The sequence below is a fragment of the Pseudomonas sp. HP_14 genome (genome assembly GCF_055283875.1).
Window position 1 is genome coordinate 1 of sequence record NZ_JBTOQI010000021.1, and the last position, 22832, is coordinate 22832.

At 57.2% G+C, this 22832-nt stretch carries 20 protein-coding genes; 13 read left to right on the forward strand and 7 right to left on the reverse strand.

All coding sequences use genetic code 11. The annotated features are described in order from the left end of the window. Positions 1–142: 142 nt before the first annotated feature. The 5 genes from ACYASS_RS14395 to ACYASS_RS14415 all read left to right on the forward strand — a co-directional run bounded on the left by ACYASS_RS14395 (position 143) and on the right by ACYASS_RS14415 (position 3915). Positions 143–1054, forward strand: coding sequence for a LysR substrate-binding domain-containing protein (locus ACYASS_RS14395; protein WP_243244737.1), 912 nt, complete (start codon positions 143–145; stop codon positions 1052–1054). A gap of 213 nt (positions 1055–1267) precedes the next feature. Then, positions 1268–1759, forward strand: a complete 492-nt coding sequence (gene purE, locus ACYASS_RS14400) for a 5-(carboxyamino)imidazole ribonucleotide mutase (protein ID WP_027902272.1) — start codon at positions 1268–1270, stop codon at positions 1757–1759. Between the two features lie 9 nt (positions 1760–1768). After that, positions 1769–2851 carry a 5-(carboxyamino)imidazole ribonucleotide synthase gene (locus ACYASS_RS14405; protein ID WP_187520447.1) on the forward strand — a complete coding sequence of 361 codons (1083 nt, stop codon included), beginning with the start codon at positions 1769–1771 and terminating at the stop codon, positions 2849–2851. 196 nt (positions 2852–3047) lie between these two features. Continuing rightward, positions 3048–3296 carry a GlsB/YeaQ/YmgE family stress response membrane protein gene (locus ACYASS_RS14410; RefSeq protein ID WP_243244739.1) on the forward strand — a complete coding sequence of 83 codons (249 nt, stop codon included), beginning with the start codon at positions 3048–3050 and terminating at the stop codon, positions 3294–3296. 85 nt (positions 3297–3381) lie between these two features. Next, a complete protein-coding gene (locus ACYASS_RS14415; RefSeq protein WP_463586629.1) occupies positions 3382–3915 on the forward strand; it encodes a DUF3299 domain-containing protein in 534 nt (177 codons plus the stop codon). Positions 3916–4034: 119 nt separating this feature from the next. Here ACYASS_RS14415 and ACYASS_RS14420 read toward each other — a convergent pair whose 3' ends face one another. Further along, complete coding sequence (locus ACYASS_RS14420; RefSeq protein WP_243244741.1) at positions 4035–4943, reverse strand: D-hexose-6-phosphate mutarotase; 909 nt, start codon at positions 4941–4943, stop codon at positions 4035–4037. 192 nt (positions 4944–5135) lie between these two features. Then, a complete protein-coding gene (locus ACYASS_RS14425) occupies positions 5136–5537 on the reverse strand; it encodes an acyl-CoA thioesterase (protein ID WP_027901946.1) in 402 nt (133 codons plus the stop codon). Positions 5538–6017: 480 nt separating this feature from the next. Here ACYASS_RS14425 and ACYASS_RS14430 point away from each other — a divergent pair, with 480 nt between their 5' ends. The 7 genes from ACYASS_RS14430 (at position 6018) to ACYASS_RS14460 (ending at position 15511) form a co-directional block, all read left to right on the forward strand. Further along, a complete protein-coding gene (locus ACYASS_RS14430; RefSeq protein WP_122667127.1) occupies positions 6018–7310 on the forward strand; it encodes an MFS transporter in 1293 nt (430 codons plus the stop codon). Between the two features lie 171 nt (positions 7311–7481). Continuing rightward, complete coding sequence (locus tag ACYASS_RS14435) at positions 7482–8471, forward strand: phosphate ABC transporter substrate-binding protein PstS family protein (protein WP_463586630.1); 990 nt, start codon at positions 7482–7484, stop codon at positions 8469–8471. 388 nt (positions 8472–8859) lie between these two features. After that, positions 8860–10893 (forward strand): ABC transporter permease subunit, encoded by a 2034-nt coding sequence (locus tag ACYASS_RS14440; protein WP_463586654.1) that lies wholly within the window; start codon positions 8860–8862, stop codon positions 10891–10893. Between the two features lie 69 nt (positions 10894–10962). Next, a complete protein-coding gene (gene pstA / locus ACYASS_RS14445; RefSeq protein WP_243244796.1) occupies positions 10963–12579 on the forward strand; it encodes a phosphate ABC transporter permease PstA in 1617 nt (538 codons plus the stop codon). 147 nt (positions 12580–12726) lie between these two features. Continuing rightward, positions 12727–13560 (forward strand): phosphate ABC transporter ATP-binding protein PstB, encoded by an 834-nt coding sequence (gene pstB / locus ACYASS_RS14450; protein WP_027901941.1) that lies wholly within the window; start codon positions 12727–12729, stop codon positions 13558–13560. Between the two features lie 67 nt (positions 13561–13627). Then, positions 13628–14389: a phosphate signaling complex protein PhoU gene (gene phoU, locus ACYASS_RS14455; RefSeq protein WP_463586631.1), complete on the forward strand. Its 762-nt coding sequence runs from the start codon at positions 13628–13630 to the stop codon at positions 14387–14389. Between the two features lie 207 nt (positions 14390–14596). Continuing rightward, positions 14597–15511 carry a response regulator gene (locus ACYASS_RS14460; RefSeq protein WP_463586632.1) on the forward strand — a complete coding sequence of 305 codons (915 nt, stop codon included), beginning with the start codon at positions 14597–14599 and terminating at the stop codon, positions 15509–15511. 78 nt (positions 15512–15589) lie between these two features. On the opposite strand, the gene ACYASS_RS14465 is transcribed toward ACYASS_RS14460, so the two are convergent. Then, positions 15590–16768, reverse strand: a complete 1179-nt coding sequence (locus ACYASS_RS14465; protein ID WP_463586633.1) for a transporter substrate-binding domain-containing protein — start codon at positions 16766–16768, stop codon at positions 15590–15592. Between the two features lie 407 nt (positions 16769–17175). Between ACYASS_RS14465 and ACYASS_RS14470 the strand changes: the two genes are divergently transcribed. Continuing rightward, entirely contained in the window at positions 17176–18072 is an 897-nt protein-coding gene (locus ACYASS_RS14470; RefSeq protein WP_463586634.1) for a peptidoglycan DD-metalloendopeptidase family protein, read from the forward strand. 155 nt (positions 18073–18227) lie between these two features. Here the strand turns inward: ACYASS_RS14470 and ACYASS_RS14475 are convergent, their stop codons facing one another. The 4 genes from ACYASS_RS14475 to phoR all read right to left on the reverse strand — a co-directional run bounded on the left by ACYASS_RS14475 (position 18228) and on the right by phoR (position 22827). Then, complete coding sequence (locus ACYASS_RS14475; protein WP_463586635.1) at positions 18228–19496, reverse strand: type II toxin-antitoxin system HipA family toxin; 1269 nt, start codon at positions 19494–19496, stop codon at positions 18228–18230. A gap of 2 nt (positions 19497–19498) precedes the next feature. Beyond that, a complete protein-coding gene (locus ACYASS_RS14480) occupies positions 19499–19972 on the reverse strand; it encodes a helix-turn-helix domain-containing protein (RefSeq protein WP_463586636.1) in 474 nt (157 codons plus the stop codon). Between the two features lie 128 nt (positions 19973–20100). Then, positions 20101–21441, reverse strand: a complete 1341-nt coding sequence (locus tag ACYASS_RS14485; RefSeq protein ID WP_122667120.1) for a hemolysin family protein — start codon at positions 21439–21441, stop codon at positions 20101–20103. Between the two features lie 120 nt (positions 21442–21561). Continuing rightward, the gene (phoR, locus tag ACYASS_RS14490) at positions 21562–22827 is read right to left on the reverse strand and encodes a phosphate regulon sensor histidine kinase PhoR (RefSeq protein WP_463586655.1); all 1266 of its coding nucleotides are present in this window, start codon (positions 22825–22827) and stop codon (positions 21562–21564) included. Positions 22828–22832 lie beyond the last annotated feature (5 nt).

Sequence of the window (22832 nt, forward strand, 5' to 3'; positions counted from 1 at the left end):
ATGGCGTCCTGTCTGATACATCGCCATCGCGGCCTCGCGGTGCTCGTGCGCTCCTACAGATCCAATGTCAGCTTCGCGACTGGGCAGTTCCTACAGAATTCACTCCAATTCAGATAAATAGGGTCGCAGACAAGAGGACAACATGAATCTGGAAAGCAAATGGCTGGAAGACTTCAGTGCGCTGGCCTCTACGCGTAGTTTTTCCCAGGCGGCAGAGAAGCGTTTTGTGACGCAACCGGCTTTCAGTCGGCGTATTCGCAGCCTTGAAGCGGCGCTGGGGCTGACACTGGTCAATCGTTCGCGCACGCCCATCGAACTGACGGCGGCTGGCCAGCTGTTTCTGGTCACGGCGCGAACGGTTGTCGAGCAACTGGGTGAAGTGCTGCGTCACTTGCATCATCTGGAAGGCGGGCAGGGCGAGGTCATGCAGGTTGCAGCGGCTCACTCCCTGGCACTGGGCTTCTTCCCACGCTGGATTGCCCAGTTGCGCAACGAAGGCCTGAACATCGCCACTCGGTTGGTTGCCACTAACGTTGGCGACGCGGTGCATGCATTGCGCGAAGGCGGCTGCGATCTGATGCTGGCCTTCTACGATCCCGACGCTGCGCTGCAAATGGACCCGGAAATCTTCCCGTCGCTGCATTTGGCCCACACCGAAATGCTACCGGTCTGTGCGGCTGACGAGAGCGGCCAGCCGTTGTTTAGTCTGGAGGATGGCAGCAGCGTGCCGCTTCTGGCCTACAGCGCGGGTGCCTTTCTGGGCCGTTCGGTGAACTTGTTGCTGCGCCAGCGAAACCTGCGTTTCACCACGGTCTATGAAACGGCCATGGCCGACAGCTTGAAGAGCATGGCATTGGAAGGTCTGGGCATCGCCTGGGTACCCCGGCTAAGTGTGCGTGCCGAGTTGGCCCGTGGCGAACTGGTCGAATGCGGCGGTTCACAATGGCATATCCCGCTGGAGATCCGCCTGTATCGCTGCGCGCTGGTGCGCAAGGCCAACGTGCGGTTGTTGTGGCGCAAGCTTGAGAGCGCTGCCACGCCCGATGGCGCTTGACCCGCAAGTCAGCAAATACGTGCTTCACAGCTCACAAGTAGCCTGTAAGACAGATGGTCGTGGGGGGTGCTTTAAACGCTTCTCTTTGGGGTATACTGCGCGGCCTTTGGCCGGCTCGACCGGTCATTATTCGTACAGCAAGCCACGCCGGTCCTCCCGCGTGGCTTGTTTGTTTTTTGATGCGCCTGCGGGCGCCCGATGAGAGGCACGACGATGAGCGCACTGGTTGGCGTGATCATGGGCTCCAAGTCCGATTGGTCCACCCTTAGCCACACCGCCGATATGCTGGAAAAGCTCGGCATTCCGTATGAAGTGAAAGTGGTGTCTGCGCACCGCACTCCGGATTTGCTGTTCCAGTATGCCGAACAGGCTGAAGCACGCGGTATTGAAGTGATCATCGCCGGTGCTGGCGGTGCTGCTCACTTGCCGGGCATGTGTGCGGCCAAGACCCACCTGCCGGTACTGGGCGTTCCGGTCCAGTCCTCCATGCTGTCGGGCGTCGACTCGTTGCTGTCCATCGTGCAGATGCCTGCCGGTATTCCGGTTGCGACCCTCGCCATCGGCAAGGCCGGTGCGATCAACGCAGCGCTGCTTTCGGCCAGCATCCTGGGCGCCAAGCATCCACAATTCCACGCAGTGTTGAAAAAATTCCGCACTGAGCAGACAGACAGCGTTCTGGACAATCCAGACCCGCGCGACGCCTGAGGTTTTGCAATGAAGATCGGTGTAATCGGTGGCGGCCAACTGGGCCGCATGTTGGCCCTGGCAGGAACCCCGCTGGGGATGAACTTCGCCTTTCTGGACCCCGCGCCAGACGCGTGCGCAGCCGCATTGGGCGAACATCTGCGTGCCGATTACGGCGATCAGGATCACCTGCGTCAGCTGGCTGATGAAGTGGATCTGGTGACCTTCGAGTTCGAAAGCGTGCCTGCTGAAACCGTGGCGTTCTTGTCGCAGTTCGTGCCGGTTTATCCGAGCGCCGAAGCCTTGCGCATTGCCCGTGATCGCTGGTTCGAAAAAAGCATGTTCAAGGACCTGGGCATTCCGACGCCCGAGTTCGCCGACATTCAGTCCCAGGCCGATCTGGATGCTGCAGTCGCCGCTATCGGCCTGCCTGCAGTGCTCAAGACACGTACCCTGGGTTACGACGGCAAGGGGCAGAAAGTCCTGCGCACCGCAGCTGACGTCGAAGGTACTTTCGCGGAGCTGGGCAGCGTGGCCTGTTTGCTGGAAGGCTTCGTGCCGTTTACCGGTGAGGTCTCGCTCATCGCCGTGCGTGCTCGCGACGGTGAAACCCGTTTCTACCCGTTGGTGCACAACACCCACGACAACGGCATCCTGCGTATCTCCATTGCCAGCACCGATCACCCACTGCAGGCGCTGGCTGAAGATTACGCCGGTCGTGTGCTCAAGCAACTCGACTACGTCGGCGTGCTGGCCTTCGAGTTCTTCGAAGTCGATGGTGGCCTGAAAGCCAACGAAATCGCGCCTCGCGTGCACAACTCCGGGCACTGGACCACCGAAGGTGCTGAATGCAGCCAGTTCGAAAACCACCTGCGGGCGGTTGCGGGCTTGCCGCTGGGGTCAACGGCCAAGGTCGGCGAGAGTGCAATGCTCAACTTCATCGGTGAAGTGCCAGCTGTGGATAAAGTGACCGCTATTGATGACTGCCATCTGCATCACTACGGCAAAGCGTTCAAAGCAGGCCGTAAAGTGGGCCACGCCACCGTGCGCAGCGCCGATCGCGCGACGCTGGATCGTCAGGTGAAGCTGGTTGAGGCATTGATCAAAAAATAAACAGCCGTTGGAGCGAGGCTTGCCCGCGAAGAGCGATAACCCGGTACATCTGACACGCCGCGTTGATCGATTCGCGGGCAAGCCTCGCTCCAACAAGGTTGCTGATTGAACCATTCCAATCCCGCACCTCTCTGATAGCGTGATGCCGATGCCTGACTAAGCTTCGGCATATCACTTATTTGAGAGGGAAAACGGCATGGGTATTATCGGAACCATCTTCATCGGCTTGATCGTTGGCCTGCTGGCGCGCTTCCTCAAGCCCGGCGATGACAGCATGGGTTGGATCATGACCATTCTGTTGGGCATCGGCGGTTCGCTGGCGGCTACTTATGGCGGTCAGGCGCTGGGCATCTATCAGGCAGGCGAAGGCGCCGGCTTCCTGGGTGCATTGGTTGGCGCAATCGTACTGTTGGTGATCTTTGGCCTGATCAAAAAGAAAGACTGATGTTCAACGGCCCTCTGCGTTCCGGCACGCAGAGGGCTAGAATGCCGGGCAGTTATTCAACTCCCCACTCTTGCCGAGCCTTTCGATGCGCCGTCTTTTAGTTATTCCCCTGCTTCTGATCTGCGGCCTGGCCCGCGCTGAAATTCCTGAAACCGACTGGCTGGACCTAATGCCCAAGTCCGATCAGAAAGCCCTCGAAGCCATGCCCGAAATTGATCACAACTCCCCGGAAGCCCAAGGGACGTTTGACAGCAAAGGTGGCTTGAAACAAAGCAAGGGTTTGCCCGCTGTCATGTACTCAGCCAAGACCGTACCGGCCATGAACGGCAAGGAAGTGCGTCTTGGAGGTTATCCAGTACCGCTTGAAACGGATGCCAAGGGCCACAGCACCCTGTTTTTCCTGGTGCCGTATCCGGGCGCATGTATTCACGTGCCGCCACCGCCGCCTAATCAACTGGTGTTGGTGCGTTACCCCAGAGGCCTGAAGATCGAAGACATCTACACGCCGCTATGGGTGGTCGGCAAATTGAAGGTTGAAAAGGTTAGCAACGATCTGGCTGATGCGGCTTATGCAATGGATGCAGAGAAAGCGCGGGTAGTGGTTGAGTCGGATTTGTAGCTTTCACGCTTGCTGTGGGAGCCGAGCTTGCTCGCGATAAGGCTGCACACGATCCCAAACCGAGTCCAACCTTATCGCGAGCAAGCTCGGCTTCCACAAAGCGCTCGCCTCTAGACGGGTCAGTCTTCCGACAAAGACTCAGCCCAGACACTCACATCCAGCACATGCATCTGCTCTGGCTCCAGGGTCACGATATCGTCCAGCACGTTGGCTGTTTCGACGCAGACCATGCCCTGCCACCCATCAGCGGCCATATCGTTGAAGCTTTTGGTTTTCTCGGTCCACGGGTTCCATACCACCGACGACTTGGAGCCGTTGGTGCAGATATGGATTTTGCGCTGCCATTGCGGGTCGATGATGCTCAGCATGTCCGGAGTGTTGAGGTAAATGCGGTCAGTTTCACCTGTAAATTGCAGCTCGCCGGACTGCTTGCGCTCTTCCCAGTTTTCCAGCGTCTCGATGTATTTCACGCCATCGAGGCCTTTGATGCTGATCTCGCGAACGTCGCTGACGGCGAAATAGGTGTGCAGCGCCTGACTGAAGCTCACGGTTTCAGTGCCGGAGTTGTAACTGACGAGGCTGACGTTCAACGCTTCGTCCAGACGAATGCTCAGTTTCAGGCCTACGTTATGCGGCCAGCCTGGCAGCTTGCCTTCCGTTTTGGGCTGGATGAAATCAACGATCAGCGCGTCGTCATCCTCGGCCATGCCCATCAACTCCCAGTCAATGGTACGTACTTCGCCGTGGGCGTTGGCGGGCGCATCGCTTTGACGCATGGCCTGCACGCTTTCGGGGTTGCGCTGAAGATTGCCAAACCAGGGCCAGCAAATCGGCATACCGCCGCGTATCGCCTTGCCCTTTTTGAAGGAGGCGTCCGGGTTGGACCAGATCAGCGGCTGCTGCCCGGCGAGCTTATAACTGACGATATGCGCACCTTGCTGGGCGACAACCAGTTCGGCATCGCCGTGGCTGATGCGCCAGCAGTTGAGCTCATCGATGGTGACGGATTCGACCTGGGGCGTTGGCATATAGAAACTCTCAAACAAAGACTAAGACAAAATGGACCGTGTCCAGGTCGGGGAGTTTACCTTTCTCCAGCCAGCCTTACCTTCTTTGGAGTGTGATTCACTGTAGGAGCTGCCGAAGGCTGCGAATCGCGGTGTTTCAGGAGTAGGCCTTTCGCAGCCTTCGGCAGCTCCTACAATACAAATTACACAGCCTCAGCGCCGAGCAGGCACCGACCGGGTGCGCCCGCTGCCATCTATAGCCACAAACACAAACACCGCCTCGGTCACCTTGCGCCATTCGCTGGACAGCGGGTCATCGCTCCAGACTTCAACCATCATCTGGATGGAGCTGCGGCCGATTTCCAGTGCCTGGGTATAAAAGGACAGCTGTGCGCCCACTGCCACCGGCACCAGAAACGCCATGCGATCAATAGCCACCGTGGCAACGCGCCCGCCAGCGATCTTGCTGGCCATTGCCGTACCAGCCAGGTCCATCTGGGAAACCAGCCAGCCGCCAAAGATATCGCCGAAGCCGTTGGTTTCGCGGGGTAGTGCTGTGATTTGCAAAGCGAGATCGCCTTGCGGAATTGGATCTTCTTGTTCGAACTCGATCATGCCTAGGGTGCCTCTGACCCATGACTCTTAATATTTTTGCCGCGGTTGGCAGGCGCCATTCAAAACCATTTGCGTGAACGTAAGACGTTCAGCGAAGGCGGAACACCTGAAGGGGAAACTCTGCGAAAGCGGCTGAATGGCAGCTGATTTCGCACAGCACCCCCGACTGACTGAGGCTAGTGCGCTACATTCCGACACACAACGACAGTAACCCGACGGTCTGCGAGTATATCGGTCGACGCGTCATGAAACGACCGTCGAGTACTGATTTCGCCGATATACGCATCAGGCTGTGTGCTTTTTGAAACAATTTGCTATCGTGCCGAACCCGACAAGGCGACATGACTGCCTGTGTCACGCAATTTTGGTGCCTATCCGCACAGTTGCCCCGGACAATCGCAGTTACAGGCCACCCCGCCGTAACCTGCTTTACTGTCGCTAACCCTATTCAAGAGAAGCCTTCTTAGAGAAGTATTGTTCATGTCCACTGTGCCTTCGAGTACCGCGCAGCCTTCGCGCCCGCTGACCCGCAACGACTACAAGACCTTGTCGCTGTCCGCGTTGGGCGGCGCGCTTGAGTTCTACGACTTCATCATTTTCGTGTTCTTCGCGGCGGTGGTCGGCAAACTGTTTTTCCCGGCAGATATGCCTGAATGGCTGCGCATGATGCAGACCTTCGGGATTTTCGCGGCGGGTTATCTGGCCAGACCTCTGGGCGGCATCATCATGGCGCACTTCGGCGACCTGCTGGGGCGCAAGAAAATGTTCACCCTGAGCATTTTCATGATGGCGGTGCCGACGCTGATCATGGGTCTGCTGCCAACCTACGCACAGATCGGCATGTGGGCACCGATCCTGCTGCTGCTGATGCGCGTCATTCAGGGTGCAGCTATCGGCGGTGAAGTGCCGGGCGCCTGGGTGTTTGTCTCCGAGCACGTTCCTGCGCGTCATATCGGCTATGCCTGCGGCACACTGACCTGTGGTCTGACGGCCGGCATTCTGCTCGGCTCCCTGATGGCGACCCTCATCAACAGTATCTACACCCCTATTGAAGTGTCCGACTACGCATGGCGTATCCCGTTTCTGGTAGGCGGTGTGTTCGGCCTGTTGTCGGTTTATCTGCGCCGCTGGTTGCACGAAACTCCAGTGTTCGCCGAGTTGCAGTTGCGCAAAGCGCTGGCCGAAGAAGTACCGCTCAAGTCGGTGTTGCGTGATCACCGCGGTGCAGTTGCTATCTCGATGCTGCTGACCTGGTTGCTGTCGGCGGGGATCATCGTGGTCATTCTGATGACTCCGACCATCCTGCAAGGCGCGACCTTCGGCTTCCCGGCTGCTGTGGCCCTGAAGGCCAATAGCCTGGCGATCGTTTTCCTGAGTCTGGGCTGCATCGGTTCGGGTGCACTGGCCGACCGCATTGGCGCTGGCCGTGTGTTCCTGTTTGGCAGCCTGGGTTTGCTGATCAGCTCATGGACCATGTACCACTCGCTGGCGGCCAATCCGGACTGGCTGTTCCCGCTGTACGCAGTGACTGGCCTGTTCGTTGGTGTCATCGGCGCAGTGCCGTACGTGATGGTCAAGGCATTCCCGGCAGTGGTGCGTTTCTCGGGGTTGTCGTTCTCTTACAACTTGGCTTACGCGATTTTTGGCGGCCTGACGCCGATGGTCGTGACGCTCATGCTCAAATCCAGCCCTATGGCACCCGCCTGGTATGTGGCGATTCTGTGTGTGCTGGGCATGCTGATCGGCTGCTACCTGATCGCCAAAAAGCGCTGATCATTCTGAGCTGAAGTCCTCCGCTTCACGCCGCGCTCTACTCAAGACCGCCATTCCTGAAAAGGGTGGCGGTCTTTCATTTAATTGTCACAATTAAGTCATAGAGTCGTCACGCGTCCGGCCGATACTCGGGCCAACGGACCTATTTCTTCACCTCGCTCGGAGCAAGGTATGACTTTAAAGCGTTTGATCACCGCACTGACCTTCGTTGCCGCTGGCGTTGCGACTGCCCATGCGGTCGCTGTCGTTGATCCGGCGATCAAGCCATACGTCAAGACATCGGGTGTGTCTGGCAACCTGTCCAGTGTGGGCTCCGATACCTTGGCGAATCTTATGACGCTGTGGGCCGAGGCGTATAAGAAAGAATATCCGAGCGTGAACATTCAGATTCAGGCTGCTGGCTCATCTACTGCACCCCCGGCATTGACTGAAGGCACCGCGAACCTGGGGCCAATGAGCCGCAAGATGAAAGACGGCGAGTTGTCGGCGTTCGAGCAGAAATACGGCTACAAGCCCACGGCCATTCCAGTTGCAGTCGACGCCTTGGCGGTGTTTGTGCACAAGGACAACCCGATCAAGGGGCTGACCATGGCGCAAGTGGATGCGATCTTCTCGGTTACCCGTCTGTGCGGCGCCAAAGCAGACGCCAAGACCTGGGGCGATGTCGGCATTACCGGCGATCTGGCAAATAAGCCGATTCAGCTGTTTGGTCGTAATTCGGTGTCCGGCACTTACGGCTACTTCAAGGAAGAAGCACTGTGCAAAGGCGACTTCAAGGCTAACGTGAATGAACAGCCGGGCTCGGCTTCGGTTGTCAGCTCGATCAGCAGCTCGCTCAACGGCATTGGTTATTCGGGCATTGGTTACAAAACGTCCAGCGTCCGCACCGTGCCGCTGGCGAAGAAAGAGGGTGGCGAGTTTGTTGAAGACAATGAAGCCAACGCGTTGAACGGCACTTATCCGCTGTCACGCTTCCTCTATGTCTACGTCAACAAGGCTCCGAACAAACCACTGGCGCCTCTTGAGGCTGAGTTTATCAAGTTGGTCCTGTCGAAGCAGGGTCAGGAAGTGGTCATGAAAGACGGTTACATTCCGCTGCCGCCAAGAGTTGTGACCAAGGCGCTGACGGATTTGGGCCTGCTGGAAGCAACCGCAAAATAATCCGGGTTGCGGTGGGATCTGTTCTAATCAGGCCCACCGTTAACTGAACAGTTCGCTGCCATGATCGTAGGTGGCGGGCTTTTTTGCGTCACCCCGCTGTAATGTTTTTGTCATACAGGGCGGCTAGGGTGTGCGCATGAATGATCTGGCCAATTCATCGATGAATCAGAATTCACCTGCCAAGCGCATTGATTTCAATACGCCTGAGCTGCAACGCAGGCGCCGCATACGCGCTTTCAAGGACCGCCTGACCCGTTGGTATGTCGCCATTGGCGGCCTTGCCGTGCTTGCGGCTATCACCTTGATCTTCTTTTACCTGGCCTATGTCGTTGCGCCTTTGTTCCAAGGCGCGAGCCTGACCACGCAAGACGCGCTGAAACCTGCCTGGCTGAATGATGCTGGCAAGCCGCTGATGCTGTCTGTTGAAGAGCAGAACCAGGTGGGCATGCGTATTTCCGACAAGGGTGAGGCTGTGTTTTTCAGCATCGCAGACGGCGCAGAGCTCAAGCGGGTTGGCCTGCCATTGCCCGCAGGCGTGAGCGTAGCGTCAATCGGTCAGGACCAGCCCGGCACGCCGCTCATTGCGCTTGGCTTGTCCAATGGTCAGGTGCTGGCGTTCAGACACGGCTACCTGATCACTTACCCGAACAACCAGAAGACCATCACGCCGACCATTACCTGGCCCTACGGCGAAGCGCCGCTGGTGCTGGATGAAGAAGGGCGGGCGGTTGAGCATGTCAGCATCAATGCCAACGGCGAGAAGCTGTTGGTTGCGGGCACGACCGGCACACAGCTGCACGTTTTGTCGCTGGCGAAAGAAGAAAACATGATGACCGGCGAGGTCACCAGCGAGCAAAGTCGCATCGAGTTGCCGCAGATGTCCGAGGCTGTGAAAGCCATTTATATCGATCCACGTCAGCAATGGCTGTATGTGATCAACGGTCGTGCGCAGGCCGACGTGTTCAGCCTGCGTGATCGCACGCTCAATGGCCGTTACAAACTGCTTGAAGACGGTAACGCGGAGATCACTGCCAGCACGCAATTGGTCGGTGGTATTTCGCTGATCATCGGTAACTCAAAGGGCGGCATGGCGCAGTGGTTCATGGCCCGTGATGTCGATGGCGAACAGCGCTTCATGCACATTCGCGACTTCAAGATGGGCAATGCGCCCATTGCACAAATCACCGCTGAACAACGCCGTAAGGGTTTTATCGCTTTGGACGCTTCGGGTCAGCTCGGCGTTTTCCATAGCACTGCGCATCGCACGTTGTTGGTCGAAAAAGTCGCTGACGGTTCGGGCATTTTTGCCCTGTCACCGCGTGCTGATCAGATCATGGTGGAGCAGGGCGGCGTGCTGCGGCCGATGAGCCTGAAGAATCCGCACCCGGAGGTTTCGTGGAGTGCATTGTGGGGCAAGGTCTGGTACGAGAATTACGACGCGCCCAAGTATGTCTGGCAGTCCACTGCGTCCAACAGTGACTTCGAGCCCAAGCTGAGCCTGGCACCGCTGACTTACGGCACGCTAAAAGCTGCGTTCTACGCCATGTTGCTGGCGGCACCGCTGGCGGTCGCGGCTGCGATCTACACGGCTTACTTTATGGCACCCGGTATGCGCCGCAAGGTCAAACCGGTCATCGAGCTGATGGAAGCCATGCCGACGGTGATCCTCGGCTTCTTCGCAGGGCTGTTTCTGGCACCGTATCTGGAAGGGCATCTGCCGGGTGTGTTCAGCCTGATGCTGCTGACGCCAATCGGCATTCTGCTCGCCGGTTTCACCTGGAGTCGTTTGCCTGACTCGATTCGCTTGCGGGTTCCCGATGGCTGGGAAAGCGCGATCCTGTTGCCTGTGGTCCTGCTGGTTGGGTGGTTCTCGCTGAGCATGAGCCCGCATCTGGAAAACTGGTTCTTCGGCGGTGACATGCGCATGTGGATCTCCCACGATCTGGGCATCACCTACGATCAGCGCAATGCGTTGGTGGTCGGCATTGCCATGGGTTTTGCCGTTATCCCGAATATTTACTCGATTGCCGAAGATGCGGTGTTCAGTGTGCCTCGCGGCCTGACGCTGGGCTCGCTGGCGTTGGGCGCAACGCCTTGGCAGACCCTGACCCGCGTCGTGATTCTGACCGCGAGCCCCGGAATTTTCTCTGCACTGATGATCGGCATGGGCCGTGCGGTGGGCGAAACAATGATCGTGCTCATGGCCACCGGCAATACGCCGATCATGGACATGAACCTGTTTGAGGGGATGCGCACGCTGGCGGCCAACGTGGCCGTTGAGATGCCTGAGTCGGAAGTGGGTGGTAGTCACTATCGGGTGTTGTTCCTCGCAGCACTGGTGCTGCTGATGTTCACCTTTGTGATGAACACCCTCGCAGAGCTGATCCGTCAGCGCCTGCGCAAGAAATACTCGTCTCTCTAAGGAAGGTAGAAGTTCGTGAAACAGAACTCCCTCAAGAGTTGGTTCAAAACAGGCGCTCCCGGCGTCTGGATGAGTGCGGGTGCGGTATCGATTGCGGTCATCATGACCCTGGGCCTGTTGTCAGTGATCGCCGTGCGCGGCCTTGGCCATTTCTGGCCGGCTGATCTGATGTATGCGCAGTACGACGTACCCAATCAGGAGAAACATGTTCTGATCGGCGAAGTGGTCGAGCAAGAGCAAGTCCCTCGCGCCCGCCTCAAGGGCGCAGGTTTGCCCGTGCCGGAAGATGGCCCGGAGTTCATGACCCGTGAGCTGGTCAAAGTGGGCAATCGTGACGTCAACCCAAGTGATTTCACTTGGGTTGTGGGCGAGTGGATAACCAACCAGAGCCTGCCGCCCGAACTGATGACGATTGAGCGCCGCGAGTGGGGCAACTTCTATGGTTACCTGGTCAACGTCAAAGAAGGCGGCAAGGTCGTTGCTGAAGGCGAAGCCGCCTGGCCGACGCTGCAAGAGCGCATCAAGCGTGTCGAAGGTCTGGCCCGTGAGCTCTATCAACTGGAAAAGAAAGATGTCGGTGCAATCAACCACGGCATCGAGCGTCTGCGCTTGCAGGCCCGCAAGCTGGAGCTGGATGGCAGGCTTGATGCGCAGGCCCAGGCTGACATGGCCAGCGAACGCGCGGAGCTGGACAGCCGCTACAAGGTTATCGAAGAGCGTCTGACCTCATTGCACGAAGCGTTCGATCGCGACAGCCTGACGGCGCGCGACGCCAACGGCAAAGAAGTCGAAATCAGCCTGGGCAAAGTCGTCCACGCTTACCAGCCCAACGGCATGGGCACGATCACCAAAGTCGGTTTCTATTTCAAGAAACTCTGGGAATTCCTCAGCGAAGACCCGCGGGAAGCCAACACCGAAGGCGGGATTTTCCCGGCGATTTTCGGCACGGTGATGATGACCCTGATCATGGCCGTCATCGTCACGCCGTTTGGCGTGCTGGCAGCGGTTTATCTGCGCGAGTACGCCAGGCAAGGTCCGGTGACCCGCTTGATCCGCATTGCAGTCAACAACCTCGCGGGCGTCCCTGCCATCGTGTATGGCGTGTTCGGGTTGGGATTCTTCGTTTATGTGCTGGGCGGATCCCTTGATCAGCTGTTCTTCCCCGAAGCCTTGCCCGCGCCGACTTTTGGTACGCCGGGTCTGCTCTGGGCGTCGCTGACCCTGGCATTGCTGGCGGTGCCGGTGGTGATCGTCGCGACTGAAGAAGGGCTGGCGCGTATCCCGCGCACCATTCGCGAAGGCTCGCTGGCGCTGGGTGCGACCAAGGCCGAAACGCTGTGGAAGATCGTTCTGCCCATGGCCAGCCCGGCCATGATGACCGGCCTCATTCTGGCGGTGGCGCGTGCAGCCGGTGAGGTTGCGCCGCTGATGTTGGTGGGCGTGGTCAAACTGGCTCCGTCGCTGCCGGTGAATGGCAATTACCCTTACCTGCATCTGGATCAGAAGATCATGCACCTGGGGTTCCATATTTACGATGTGGGCTTTCAGAGCCCTAACGTTGAAGCTGCACGCCCCCTGGTGTACGCCACGGCGCTGTTGCTGGTGCTAGTGATTGCCTTGCTCAACCTGTCGGCGGTGGCTATTCGTAACCACCTGCGCGAGAAATACAAAGCGCTGGACAGTTGATGGTCTGTGGCCGTGCTGTCGTGCGGCAAACCAGGAGCTGGTAGGAGCGAACTTGCTCGCGAGGCGGTGTGTCAGGTTAGACGCCTCGCGAACAAGTTCGCTCCTACCGACGTTCAAATGAATTTGGTTAGCGTAGGGAGCAATTCCATGCAGCATGAAAACCCGGCACGAGGCATCAATATGTCGGCCTTGGGGCGCAACAAGTCCGGCCTGCACCTGGCCGACGAAACCGTGGCCATCGAAGTGCCGGGTCTGAACCTGTTTTATGGTGACAAACAGGCCTTGTTCGATGTCAGCCTGAACATTCCGAAACAGCGCGTGACGGCCTTCATCGGCCCGTCCGGCTGCGGCAAGTCGACGTTATTGCGTACGTTCAACCGTATGAACGATCTGGTCGACGGCTGCAGCGTTAAGGGCGCAATCAATCTGTATGGACACGACATCTACACCAAAGGTGAGGACGTCGCCGAGTTGCGCCGTCGTGTGGGCATGGTGTTCCAGAAGCCCAACCCGTTCCCCAAGACCATCTACGAAAACGTGGTGTATGGCTTGCGGATCCAGGGCATCAACAAAAAGCGCGTACTCGATGAAGCTGTCGAGTGGGCACTCAAGGCTGCAGCGCTGTGGGACGAAGTCAAAGATCGTCTGCATGAGTCAGCGCTAGGCCTTTCCGGCGGTCAGCAGCAACGTCTGGTGATCGCCCGGACCATCGCCGTGGAGCCGGAAGTCCTGCTGCTCGACGAACCCTGTTCAGCGCTCGACCCTATTTCGACGTTGAAAGTTGAAGAGCTGATCTACGAACTGAAATCCAAATACACCATTGTGATCGTTACCCACAACATGCAGCAGGCGGCACGGGTTTCGGATTACACCGCGTTTATGTACATGGGCAAACTGGTCGAGTTCGGTGACACGGACACGATGTTCACCAACCCGGCTAAAAAACAGACTGAAGATTACATCACCGGTCGTTACGGCTAGGTCCTGCTCAAACCCTGAAGCACCGCTGCGTTTTCGCACTTAACCGGACGTTCCAAGGACACCAAGCATGATTCATAAAGACAGCCTCACGCATCACATCTCGCAACAGTTCAACGCTGAGCTTGAAGAAGTACGCAGCCATCTGCTCGAAATGGGCGGTTTGGTCGAGAAGCAGGTCAACGATGCTGTGACTGCCTTGATCGAAGCGGATTCCGGTCTGGCCCAACGCGTTCGTGAAGTCGACGATCGCATTAATCAGATGGAACGCAACATCGATGAAGAATGCCTGCGCATCCTGGCGCGTCGCCAGCCGGCGGCTTCAGACCTGCGTCTGATCATCAGCATTTCCAAGTCGGTAATCGATCTGGAGCGCATCGGTGATGAGTCGACCAAGATTGCTCGTCGCGCCATCCAGTTGTGCGAAGAAGGCGAGTCGCCTCGTGGTTACGTCGAAGTTCGCCACATTGGCGATCAGGTACGCAACATGGTGCGCGATGCTCTGGATTCGTTTGCTCGCTTCGACGCCGAGCTGGCGCTTTCCGTGGCTCAGTACGACAAAGTCATCGACCGCGAATACAAGACCGCCCTGCGTGAGCTGGCGACCTACATGATGGAAGATCCGCGCTCGATCTCCCGTGTGCTCAACGTGATTTGGGTACTGCGTTCGCTGGAGCGTATTGGTGATCACGCCCGTAACATTTCCGAGCTGGTCATTTATCTGGTGCGCGGAACCGACGTACGGCACATGGGCCTCAAACGCATGAAAGAAGAGGTCCAGGGTATATCAAGCGAAAGCGCTAATGTTCCGGGCAAAGCTGACGATAAGTAAGATTGCCTGCGAAAAAAACGCCCAGCTCGCAGCTGGGCGTTTTTGTTCTCGGGCGTGAGAATTCCAGCCGCCCGCGAATTAAATGTCCTGGCGCCGTCAAACAGGTTGGCCTTTGGCCATCAGCCAGCGCTATGCTTGCCGAAATATAGGGTGTGTTCAGCATCAACGCGGTTCGCCAGCAATGGCGACACACCCGCAGGAGCGTCGATGAGTAAGATCAGTGTTTTGATTGTGGATGACGCGACGTTCATTCGCGATTTGGTTAAGAAAGGTCTGCGCAATTATTTTCCCGGTATTCACACCGAGGACGCCGTCAACGGTCGCAAAGCTCAGGTCACCCTGAACCGCGAGCAGTTCGACTTGATCCTGTGCGACTGGGAAATGCCGGAAATGTCTGGCTTGGAGCTGCTGACCTGGTGCCGTGAGCAGGACAATTACCTGAAAACCGTTCCCTTCATCATGGTGACCAGCCGTGGCGACAAGGAGAACGTGGTACAGGCGATTCAGGCTGGCGTGACTGATTTTGTCGGCAAGCCGTTCACCAACGAACAACTGCTGACCAAGGTCAAGAAAGCCCTGGCCAAAGTCGGCAAGCTCGATGCCGTGATGTCCACGGCTCCGTCGCGCATGAACTCGCCGCTCAATGACTCGCTGAGTGCGCTGACCGGTGGCAAGGCTGAGGTGGTTCGTCCGACGGCCAGCCCTGTGGTTACTGCTGCTCCGGGTTTTGGCGGCATTGCCGCTGCTCCGCCGGTACCGGCGAAGACAGCAGCGAAAGAACCTGCAGGTCGTGGTCAGGGCCAACTGCGCCTGCCTAGCGGCACTCAGAGCTGTGTGATCAAGGCGCTGACCCTCAAGGAAGCGCTGTTGGTCGTGCGCCGCAGCGATACTCTGCCGCAGATTCTTGAGCAGGCCGTGCTTGATCTGGAGCAGGGTGAGAGTAATGAAGTGGCGCGCCTCAACGGCTACTTGCACGCTATCGTTGCCTTCGAACAGAAGCCTGACAGCGAGTGGCTGCAAGTGACCTTCCGCTTCACCGATCAAGACGCTCAGAAAATGGATTACATTTCCCGACTGATCGCCCGTGGCACGGTACAGAAGCACTTCTCACCGGGCGCTTGATTGCCTGGGACAAGATGACATATGGGGCAAGTTTGTTCGCGATTGCCCCATAAGCTTCATGCCGCCATGCACAGTTCTTTACGCTTTCCCCTGCTTTAAGGGGGAGTAAGCCATGCACTCTATTTCCACCTTTGCGTTCGCCACCAGCCTGGCGGCTTCAAAAGTCGTGCGTGCGGGGAACCGTTCAGCGGCGAAGTAGCTAGCGTAAACCTTGTTCATGTCAGCAAAGTCTTTGATATTGGCCAAGATGACTGTGCACTTCACAACATTGTCCAGGGACGATCCGTTGTCCTTCAGGATTGCGCGCATGCTGTCCATGATCGCGGCGGTCTGGGCAGATGTACCGGTCGGGAATTTGCCATCGGCATCATCCCCAAGCAAGCCTGATAGATACAGAAAGTCACCGGCCTGTACTGCTTGCGAAAACGGTCTGCCCGGACCCGCAGCGATGAATTGCAGCGACGAGGAAGGCTGTGTGCCTGCAGTTTTTTCCGGAAGGTAACGTGCAACGATGGCCTGTTGCGTGCCATCTGCTTTGAGCGCGCCAAGTGCTTCATTGAGTGTGTGTTTGAGCGCTTGATCATCTTTACGCACTGCCATGGCAACACCGCTGCCCAGCATCGGATCGACTATTGGCGGCCCGGCAAAAACGAATTGGCTTCCTGCGGGTTTGCTCAGCAGGGCTTCTGAAATTTCGATGGAGTCTTGTAACGTCGCGTCGAGGTTGCCGACCAGAAGCTGCTGGATCAGCTCGGTGTTCAGGTTAAAACTTATGACATTGACCCCTGCGCTTGCCCATACAGCCTGAGCGAAGGCCTCCCGGCTGGTGCCCTTGAGCACACCGACGCGCTTGCCTTTCAGGCTGGCTGCAGTGGGCTCCAGTCGCGACTCCTTGGGAGCGACCAACTGGCTGGATAGGGGGTACATCACGTCGGTGAAGTCGACGTGCTGTCTGCGTATTTCCGTCGGTGTCATGGGCATGATTACATCGAATTTGTCTGCTTGCAGTGCGGCGATATTGGTGGCGTAGGGCTGTTCAACCCAGACGCAACGCACTCCTATCCGCTTGCAAAGCGCGTTTCCCAAATCAATATTCAGACCAACAAGTTTGCCATTTGCATTGCGGCTTTCAAAGGGAGGGACGTCAGCTTCAACCCCGATCCTGAGTTCAGTAAAGGCTAGGGCGGGTAATGAAAATAATGCAGAGACAGCTAACAAGACAAGCGAGTGTCCACGTTTTGTTTTGAAGATAGACAAGAGTTAATACCTTTATGAGTGGTAGGCGTTTTAGTTGTAATTTCCTGTTGCGTACTGCGCGGCGGGGATGTGCTAATGATTAGAGAGTTGGCGAGTATTGAGTGGAGGTTAGAAATAACAGGCGCGGCGCACAAGTTTTCCAGCTGGGCGATGTATATGTTTTTATGTCATTTTTATTTTTAAAAGATGGGTGTTTGTATGAAAGATTACTTCGCCATGTGGGAAGTTTGCCCGCAGTTGTTGTTTTAGTTGATGTTTCTAATATGCCATGTGGAATATGACCAGAATCAGACATCTGGCGCGGTTTCCTTGACGCCCGGTCTGTCGGCTATTGATACAGCCAAATCCTCATTCGCTCCAATCACTGTTAGGCTTGCCTCATCTTTTTTACAACGCTGACCAATCCCATGCTTGAGCGCTTACTGATCCTGTGTGCTCTGTTGCTGGCTGCGCAAACAGCCGGGGCGGTGACGATCTACAAATTCACTGATGCCAACGGCGTGGTCTCGTTTACCGATCGCCCGACGCCGGGTGCTGCAGTGGTGGTGTTCAAGGATCGGATGGTTGAGCACATCGAGCGTCAGGTGCACCTGAGCACCAGGCGGGATAAAGGCGTGGACAGCTTGTACGTGCGCAACGACCTGTATGCGCCTGTCGAGGTTGAGCTGAAAATCTCTGCCGGGAAGAACGTGCTTGGCGTCGCTGACCAGACCATTCGTCGCACGATACCGGCGCGTGGCAATGAGCGAGTCACGGTCCTGAGCCCCAAAGTCGTCGGCAAGCCCATGAGCTACAAAACCAGCCTGCGTTCCATTGTGGGTGATCCGCAGCGCACGAGTCTGGCGTATCGGTATCCCTTGCCATGGGTAGGCGGGCCGTTTCGTTTGAGTCAGGGGCCTAACGGTAAATACAGCCATTACGGCCCCAAAGGCCGCTACGCCATGGACATCGCCATGCCCGAAGGCACGCCAATCATCGCTGCGCGTGGTGGTGTAGTGGTGAAGATCGAAAACGACCAGACCGGCAAAGGCTCAAACCCTTCCGGCAACTTCGTGCGAATCCTGCACGACGACGGCACCATGGGCGTTTATCTGCACCTGATGCGCGGCTCGGTCAGCGTCAAGGAAGGACAGCATGTCATCGTAGGCAGCGCCCTGGCGCGCTCCGGCAATACCGGCAACAGCAGCGGCCCGCACTTGCACTTCGTGGTCCAGCGCAACGTGGGCCTTGCGCTGGAGTCCATACCCTACGAGTTTGCACAGCCGGTGCAGAGCCTGCCTAATTTTGCGGTGGGGGGGAATTGAGAGTACTACGCGTAGGGCCGGCTTTAGCCGGGAGGGGGCCTTCACATTCACCGCATATCTACGTCGCGGATAATGCTCTCCCGGCTGAAGCCGGTCCTGCGAGAGTCTCGGTTCATCAATCAATCTTGACCTTGCCAAAACGATTTTCAGACCTTTCACGTCCTCGGGAAAGCCGGTGCCATATAGTCCTGATCGCGCTTTGAAAGCCCCAAGGCTTGAGCAACAGTTCTCCAATGGCTTACTGCGTAGATGCAAGTTTCGATGATTTCTTCAGCCCGGCTCCGGCCAACACGAAAATAACCAGCCACTTCTCGGGCGAGTTCAAGATCCAGCGCATTATCGTGCTGGGTAATATTGAGCTTCAGGCCGTCGCCATGTGGCACCGGGTTCAAGTCGTAAGCATCGGAAAGACTCCAGCCATTACCGGGCTCAAGGATAAATCCGTGGTTGCGAAGGTGATCGTCAGTGTTTGATACCAGAATATTGAACACTATGCGCGTCCACAGCTCTTCCAGATCCCGGTCTGGATTGCTGCCGTGACGCATCAAAACTTCGCCCAACTCCATGTAGCTGACACCACTTCCAGCGTCGTCACCGTCAACGTGACCGGTCAGTGTCATGGCGGATGCAAAATGGAGGCGGCCATTGTTGGCTGTACGGTCGAAGCGCTTGACCATGAAGCAGTGGTCCTTGCTCGCATAGCGCTTAGCCGACGCTACGGCAACTCTCAGCCCGCAGGCTTTCGCAAGTGCATTGGTCACCAGCTCCCAGCCGCCCACATCGTAGGTGTCGCGAGTGGAGGGGAATTTGGCAATCCATAAGTGCCCATCATTGTCGGCAACGCTGGCTTTTGGCCGAGCACCACCGAGTGAGCCGCCAGGTGCGATCAGCATACGGAGCCATTCACGGCCGTCTGCTGCAAGGTTGTCTGGGTCGTTCTCGAGTTCACGGCTGGCGCGTTCGAGTGCTCGCAGCTCAACAAAGGGCGGAGCTGCTACATCATTCTGATCGTCGAGGAAATTGCCTTCGTCATTGAGCCGGTATCGAAGAGCTCCGACCCGGTAAAGGTCGTGCACACCCAATAAGTAACCTGATTCGTCAAGACGTTCCTCAGGTGACGCAAAGCCTTCACGTTTATCGCGCTCCAGACGACGCTTCATAAGCATTCGCCCCCAGCGATCAGGGCTAGAGTCGCCGAATGCTCCAAACATGTCTCGACCATTGGCTGGGTATTGTGCACCCATAAAGGGGCCAATCTCGGGATCGATCCAGACGTTGCTCAAGGCGCGATCTTTCAACGCTGCAGGGTCGTTTTCGTACTCGAACTTTTCGCTTTGCCGTGTCTTTCGAACATGCAGCCAGCCAAGGCGTTTGGGCCCAGATAAGCCCACCCAGTCGGCATAAATCCCAATTATTGTGCTCATTTTTAATCAGCCCTTCGCCGAGGCGGTATAAGGGCTGCAAGTGAATCACTACTGATTGATCCATCGTCGTTCTGGTCTGCAACTGGATATGACGTCGGCGTTTCGGCTGCTTTGGGATTGGGAACCCCGGTGCGCTTGATCGACACTTGCGCTCCGTTTTTCTTTACCCGCGACGTCTTCTTTTGGGATGGAAGAAGATCTGAGTCCTGCAAATGCCGCCCAAGCTCATCCTCGGCAGCCAGTTTGCTGAAGTCCTTTTCAAGCCCCAGGATCTGCATGACTGCGAGGTAGGCGCCGATAGTGCTGCCGGAGGATCCGCGTTCGAGAGCCCGTAGCGTCATCTGCGACATACCGGCTCTTTCTGCTGCCTGTTTAGAGGTGATTTTGCGTCGCAAGCGGGCTAGTTTGAGCCGTTCGCCGAGGTCGGCAAGCAGCCGTTCGGTTGCGGGGAAAAGTGGAGAGGTCTTCATTGCCATGCAAGTATTCCTTCACTTCGTCGAAGCTAATGAAAGAATACTAGCACTTTTTGAGTTTTTTACGGATGGGTGCAAGTATTTTGGCTGTTTAAGTTCGGTTGCACCGAGCGCACCACGTTGGTGACGCCTCAATCAATCTTAACCACCTTGGCCAACACAATTTTCGGACCTTTCATCTTTTTGATGATGATCCGCAGCCCTTCGAACTCCATGACTTCTTCGACCTCCGGCACCCGTTTGAGGGTTTCGTAGATCAGGCCTGCCAGGGTTTCGGCTTCCACGTGGTCCAGATCAATGCCCAGCAAGCGTTCGACCTTGAACAGCGGTGTGTCGCCACGCACCAGCAGTTTGCCGGGCTGGTAGGCGAGGATGCCGCGCTCGACCTTGCGGTGTTCGTCCTGAATGTCGCCGACCAGCACTTCCAGCACGTCTTCCATGGTCAGGTAGCCGATGATCTTGCCGTCGGCTTCTTCCACGAGCGCAAAGTGCGCGCCGCCCTGACGGAACTGCTCAAGCAGGCGCGACAGAGGCATGTGCTTGGACACTCGCTCAAGCGGACGCGTCAGCTCGGCCAGGTTGAAGGATTCGGGGATGTGATCCAGTGCCGCCAGTTCCAGCAGCAGGTCCTTGATGTGCAGCAGGCCGACAAACTCGCCACGATCGGCGTCGTATACCGGGTAACGGCTGAACTTGTGGCGGCGGAACAGGGCGAGGATTTCTTTGAGCGGCGCATTGAAGTCCAGCGTCACAAGGTCTTCGCGGGAGTTGGCCCAGTCGACCACTTCCAGTTCGCCCATTTCAACGGCGGATGCCAGCACCCGCATACCCTGATCGCTAGGATCCTGGCCACGGCTGGAGTGCAGAATCAGCTTCAGTTCTTCGCGGCTGTAGCTGTGCTCATGATGCGGACCAGGCTCACCTTGGCCTGCAATGCGCAGAATCGCGTTGGCGCTGGCATTGAGCAGGTAAATGGCTGGGTACATCGCCCAGTAAAACAGGTACAGCGGCACCGCCGTCCATAGCGACAGCAGCTCCGGCTTGCGGATAGCCCAGGACTTGGGGGCCAGTTCGCCGATCACGATGTGCAGGTAGGAGATGATGAAGAAGGCCGTGAAGAACGAAACGCCCTTGATCACTTCCGGTGTGTCTACACCCAAGGCGGCCAGCAAAGGCTCCAGCAAGTGCGCGAACGCAGGCTCACCGACCCAGCCCAAGCCCAGCGACGCCAGGGTAATACCCAGCTGGCAGGCCGAGAGATAGGCATCAAGCTGGCTGTGAACGGTGCGCAGGATATGCCCGCGCCAGCCGTTTTTTTCCGCAATAGCTTCAACTTTGGTCGAGCGCAGCTTGACCATGGCGAACTCTGCCGCAACGAAAAAGCCGTTGAGCAGGACCAGAAGCATTGCGAAGAGAATCATGCCGAAGTCGGCGAACAGTGACGCGAGGTTAAAACCAGGGGAAGGGTCCATGATGGAGTTTTACGGGTTCCGTTTTAGCGAGAGAAGTTATTGCCTTACCGAAATCGGGGGCATAAGTGCCGCAATGTAGCGGCTCAATGCCCGCTTGCCTAGTGGCCCAGGTGTCGCGCCTCAGGCTTGTGCCAGCTGGATAGGCGGAAAATGGCAGGTAAACACGCTGCCCTTGCCCGGTACGCTGTTGATTTCCAGCGTTCCGCGGTGGCGCAACAGCACGTGTTTGACGATGGCCAGGCCGAGCCCCGTCCCGCCGGTATTGGAGGCGCGGCTGGAGTCCACGCGATAGAAGCGCTCAGTCAGACGCGGCAAATGCTTGGTTTCGATACCGATCCCCGAATCCTGCACGCTCAGGTGAGCACCACGATCATCGGCCCACCAACGAATCTGGATTTTTCCTTCGGCGGGGGTGTACTTCACAGCGTTGAAAATCAGGTTGGAAAACGCGCTGCGCAGTTCGGTATCGCTGCCCTTGAGCAGCGTATCGGTTTCGATATTCAGGTCTATCTGCTGATGCTTGTTGCCAGACAACGCCTGCGCATCACTGGTGATGGTCTTGAGCAACGTGCTGACAACAATCGGATGATTATCTGACGGATAGTCTGTGGCTTCGAGCTTGGCCAGCAACAACAGGTCGTTAAGCAGCGTTTGCATACGCCCGCCTTGCTGATGCATCTGCTGCAACGCGCGAACCCAGCGCGGGTTCACTTCTTCGACGTTATCCAGCAGGGTTTCCAGATAACCGAAAATCACGGTCAACGGTGTGCGCAGTTCGTGAGAAACGTTGGCGACGAAATCCTTGCGCATCTGCTCCAGTTGATGAATGCGAGTGACATCGCGCACCAGCATCAGATGTTCGTTGTTGCCGTAGCGGGTGATCAGCATCTGGATGCGCACCCGGTCATTGGTGGGCGACGGGATTTCCAGCGGCTCGGCAAAACTGTCTTGCTCGAAGTATTCCTTGAAGCGCGGGTGACGAACCAGGTTGGTGACCGGCTGGCCGCTGTCTTGCGGAGTCTTGAGGCCCATCAGGGTTTCCGCAGCACGGTTCCACCATTCCAGGTTGCCTTCGCTGTCGAGCATGATCACCGCGTCCTTGAGGGCGGCTGTGGATTCCTGCACGCGGTCGATCACCGCTTGCAGACGACCACGCACACGCTGATCGCGGCGTTGCAGATGGTAAATGCTGTCGAAGACTTCGCCCCACAAGCCGTAGCCATCAGGCGGCGGTTCGTCGGTCTGGTGGTTGCTAAGCCACTCGTGCAGGCGCAAGAGCTGTTTGAGGGTCCAGGCCAGATATAGCCCCAGACCGATGGCCAGGCTCCAGCCATATTCACCGCTGATCAGCCCGACCACGAGACAGGCCGTCACCAACAGCAGCATGTGGC

What these genes read in the sequence shown, in the direction of transcription:
- ACYASS_RS14395 (WP_243244737.1), top strand. Translation starts at nt 143, where the DNA reads ATGAATCTGGAAAGCAAATGGCTGGAAGACTTCAGTGCGCTGGCCTCT.
- purE (WP_027902272.1), top strand. Translation starts at nt 1,268, where the DNA reads ATGAGCGCACTGGTTGGCGTGATCATGGGCTCCAAGTCCGATTGGTCC.
- ACYASS_RS14405 (WP_187520447.1), top strand. Translation starts at nt 1,769, where the DNA reads ATGAAGATCGGTGTAATCGGTGGCGGCCAACTGGGCCGCATGTTGGCC.
- ACYASS_RS14410 (WP_243244739.1), top strand. Translation starts at nt 3,048, where the DNA reads ATGGGTATTATCGGAACCATCTTCATCGGCTTGATCGTTGGCCTGCTG.
- ACYASS_RS14415 (WP_463586629.1), top strand. Translation starts at nt 3,382, where the DNA reads ATGCGCCGTCTTTTAGTTATTCCCCTGCTTCTGATCTGCGGCCTGGCC.
- ACYASS_RS14420 (WP_243244741.1), bottom strand. Translation starts at nt 4,943, where the DNA reads ATGCCAACGCCCCAGGTCGAATCCGTCACCATCGATGAGCTCAACTGC.
- ACYASS_RS14425 (WP_027901946.1), bottom strand. Translation starts at nt 5,537, where the DNA reads ATGATCGAGTTCGAACAAGAAGATCCAATTCCGCAAGGCGATCTCGCT.
- ACYASS_RS14430 (WP_122667127.1), top strand. Translation starts at nt 6,018, where the DNA reads ATGTCCACTGTGCCTTCGAGTACCGCGCAGCCTTCGCGCCCGCTGACC.
- ACYASS_RS14435 (WP_463586630.1), top strand. Translation starts at nt 7,482, where the DNA reads ATGACTTTAAAGCGTTTGATCACCGCACTGACCTTCGTTGCCGCTGGC.
- pstA (WP_243244796.1), top strand. Translation starts at nt 10,963, where the DNA reads ATGAGTGCGGGTGCGGTATCGATTGCGGTCATCATGACCCTGGGCCTG.
- pstB (WP_027901941.1), top strand. Translation starts at nt 12,727, where the DNA reads ATGCAGCATGAAAACCCGGCACGAGGCATCAATATGTCGGCCTTGGGG.
- phoU (WP_463586631.1), top strand. Translation starts at nt 13,628, where the DNA reads ATGATTCATAAAGACAGCCTCACGCATCACATCTCGCAACAGTTCAAC.
- ACYASS_RS14460 (WP_463586632.1), top strand. Translation starts at nt 14,597, where the DNA reads ATGAGTAAGATCAGTGTTTTGATTGTGGATGACGCGACGTTCATTCGC.
- ACYASS_RS14470 (WP_463586634.1), top strand. Translation starts at nt 17,176, where the DNA reads ATGCTTGAGCGCTTACTGATCCTGTGTGCTCTGTTGCTGGCTGCGCAA.
- ACYASS_RS14475 (WP_463586635.1), bottom strand. Translation starts at nt 19,496, where the DNA reads ATGAGCACAATAATTGGGATTTATGCCGACTGGGTGGGCTTATCTGGG.
- ACYASS_RS14480 (WP_463586636.1), bottom strand. Translation starts at nt 19,972, where the DNA reads ATGGCAATGAAGACCTCTCCACTTTTCCCCGCAACCGAACGGCTGCTT.
- ACYASS_RS14485 (WP_122667120.1), bottom strand. Translation starts at nt 21,441, where the DNA reads ATGGACCCTTCCCCTGGTTTTAACCTCGCGTCACTGTTCGCCGACTTC.
- phoR (WP_463586655.1), bottom strand. Translation starts at nt 22,827, where the DNA reads ATGCTGCTGTTGGTGACGGCCTGTCTCGTGGTCGGGCTGATCAGCGGT.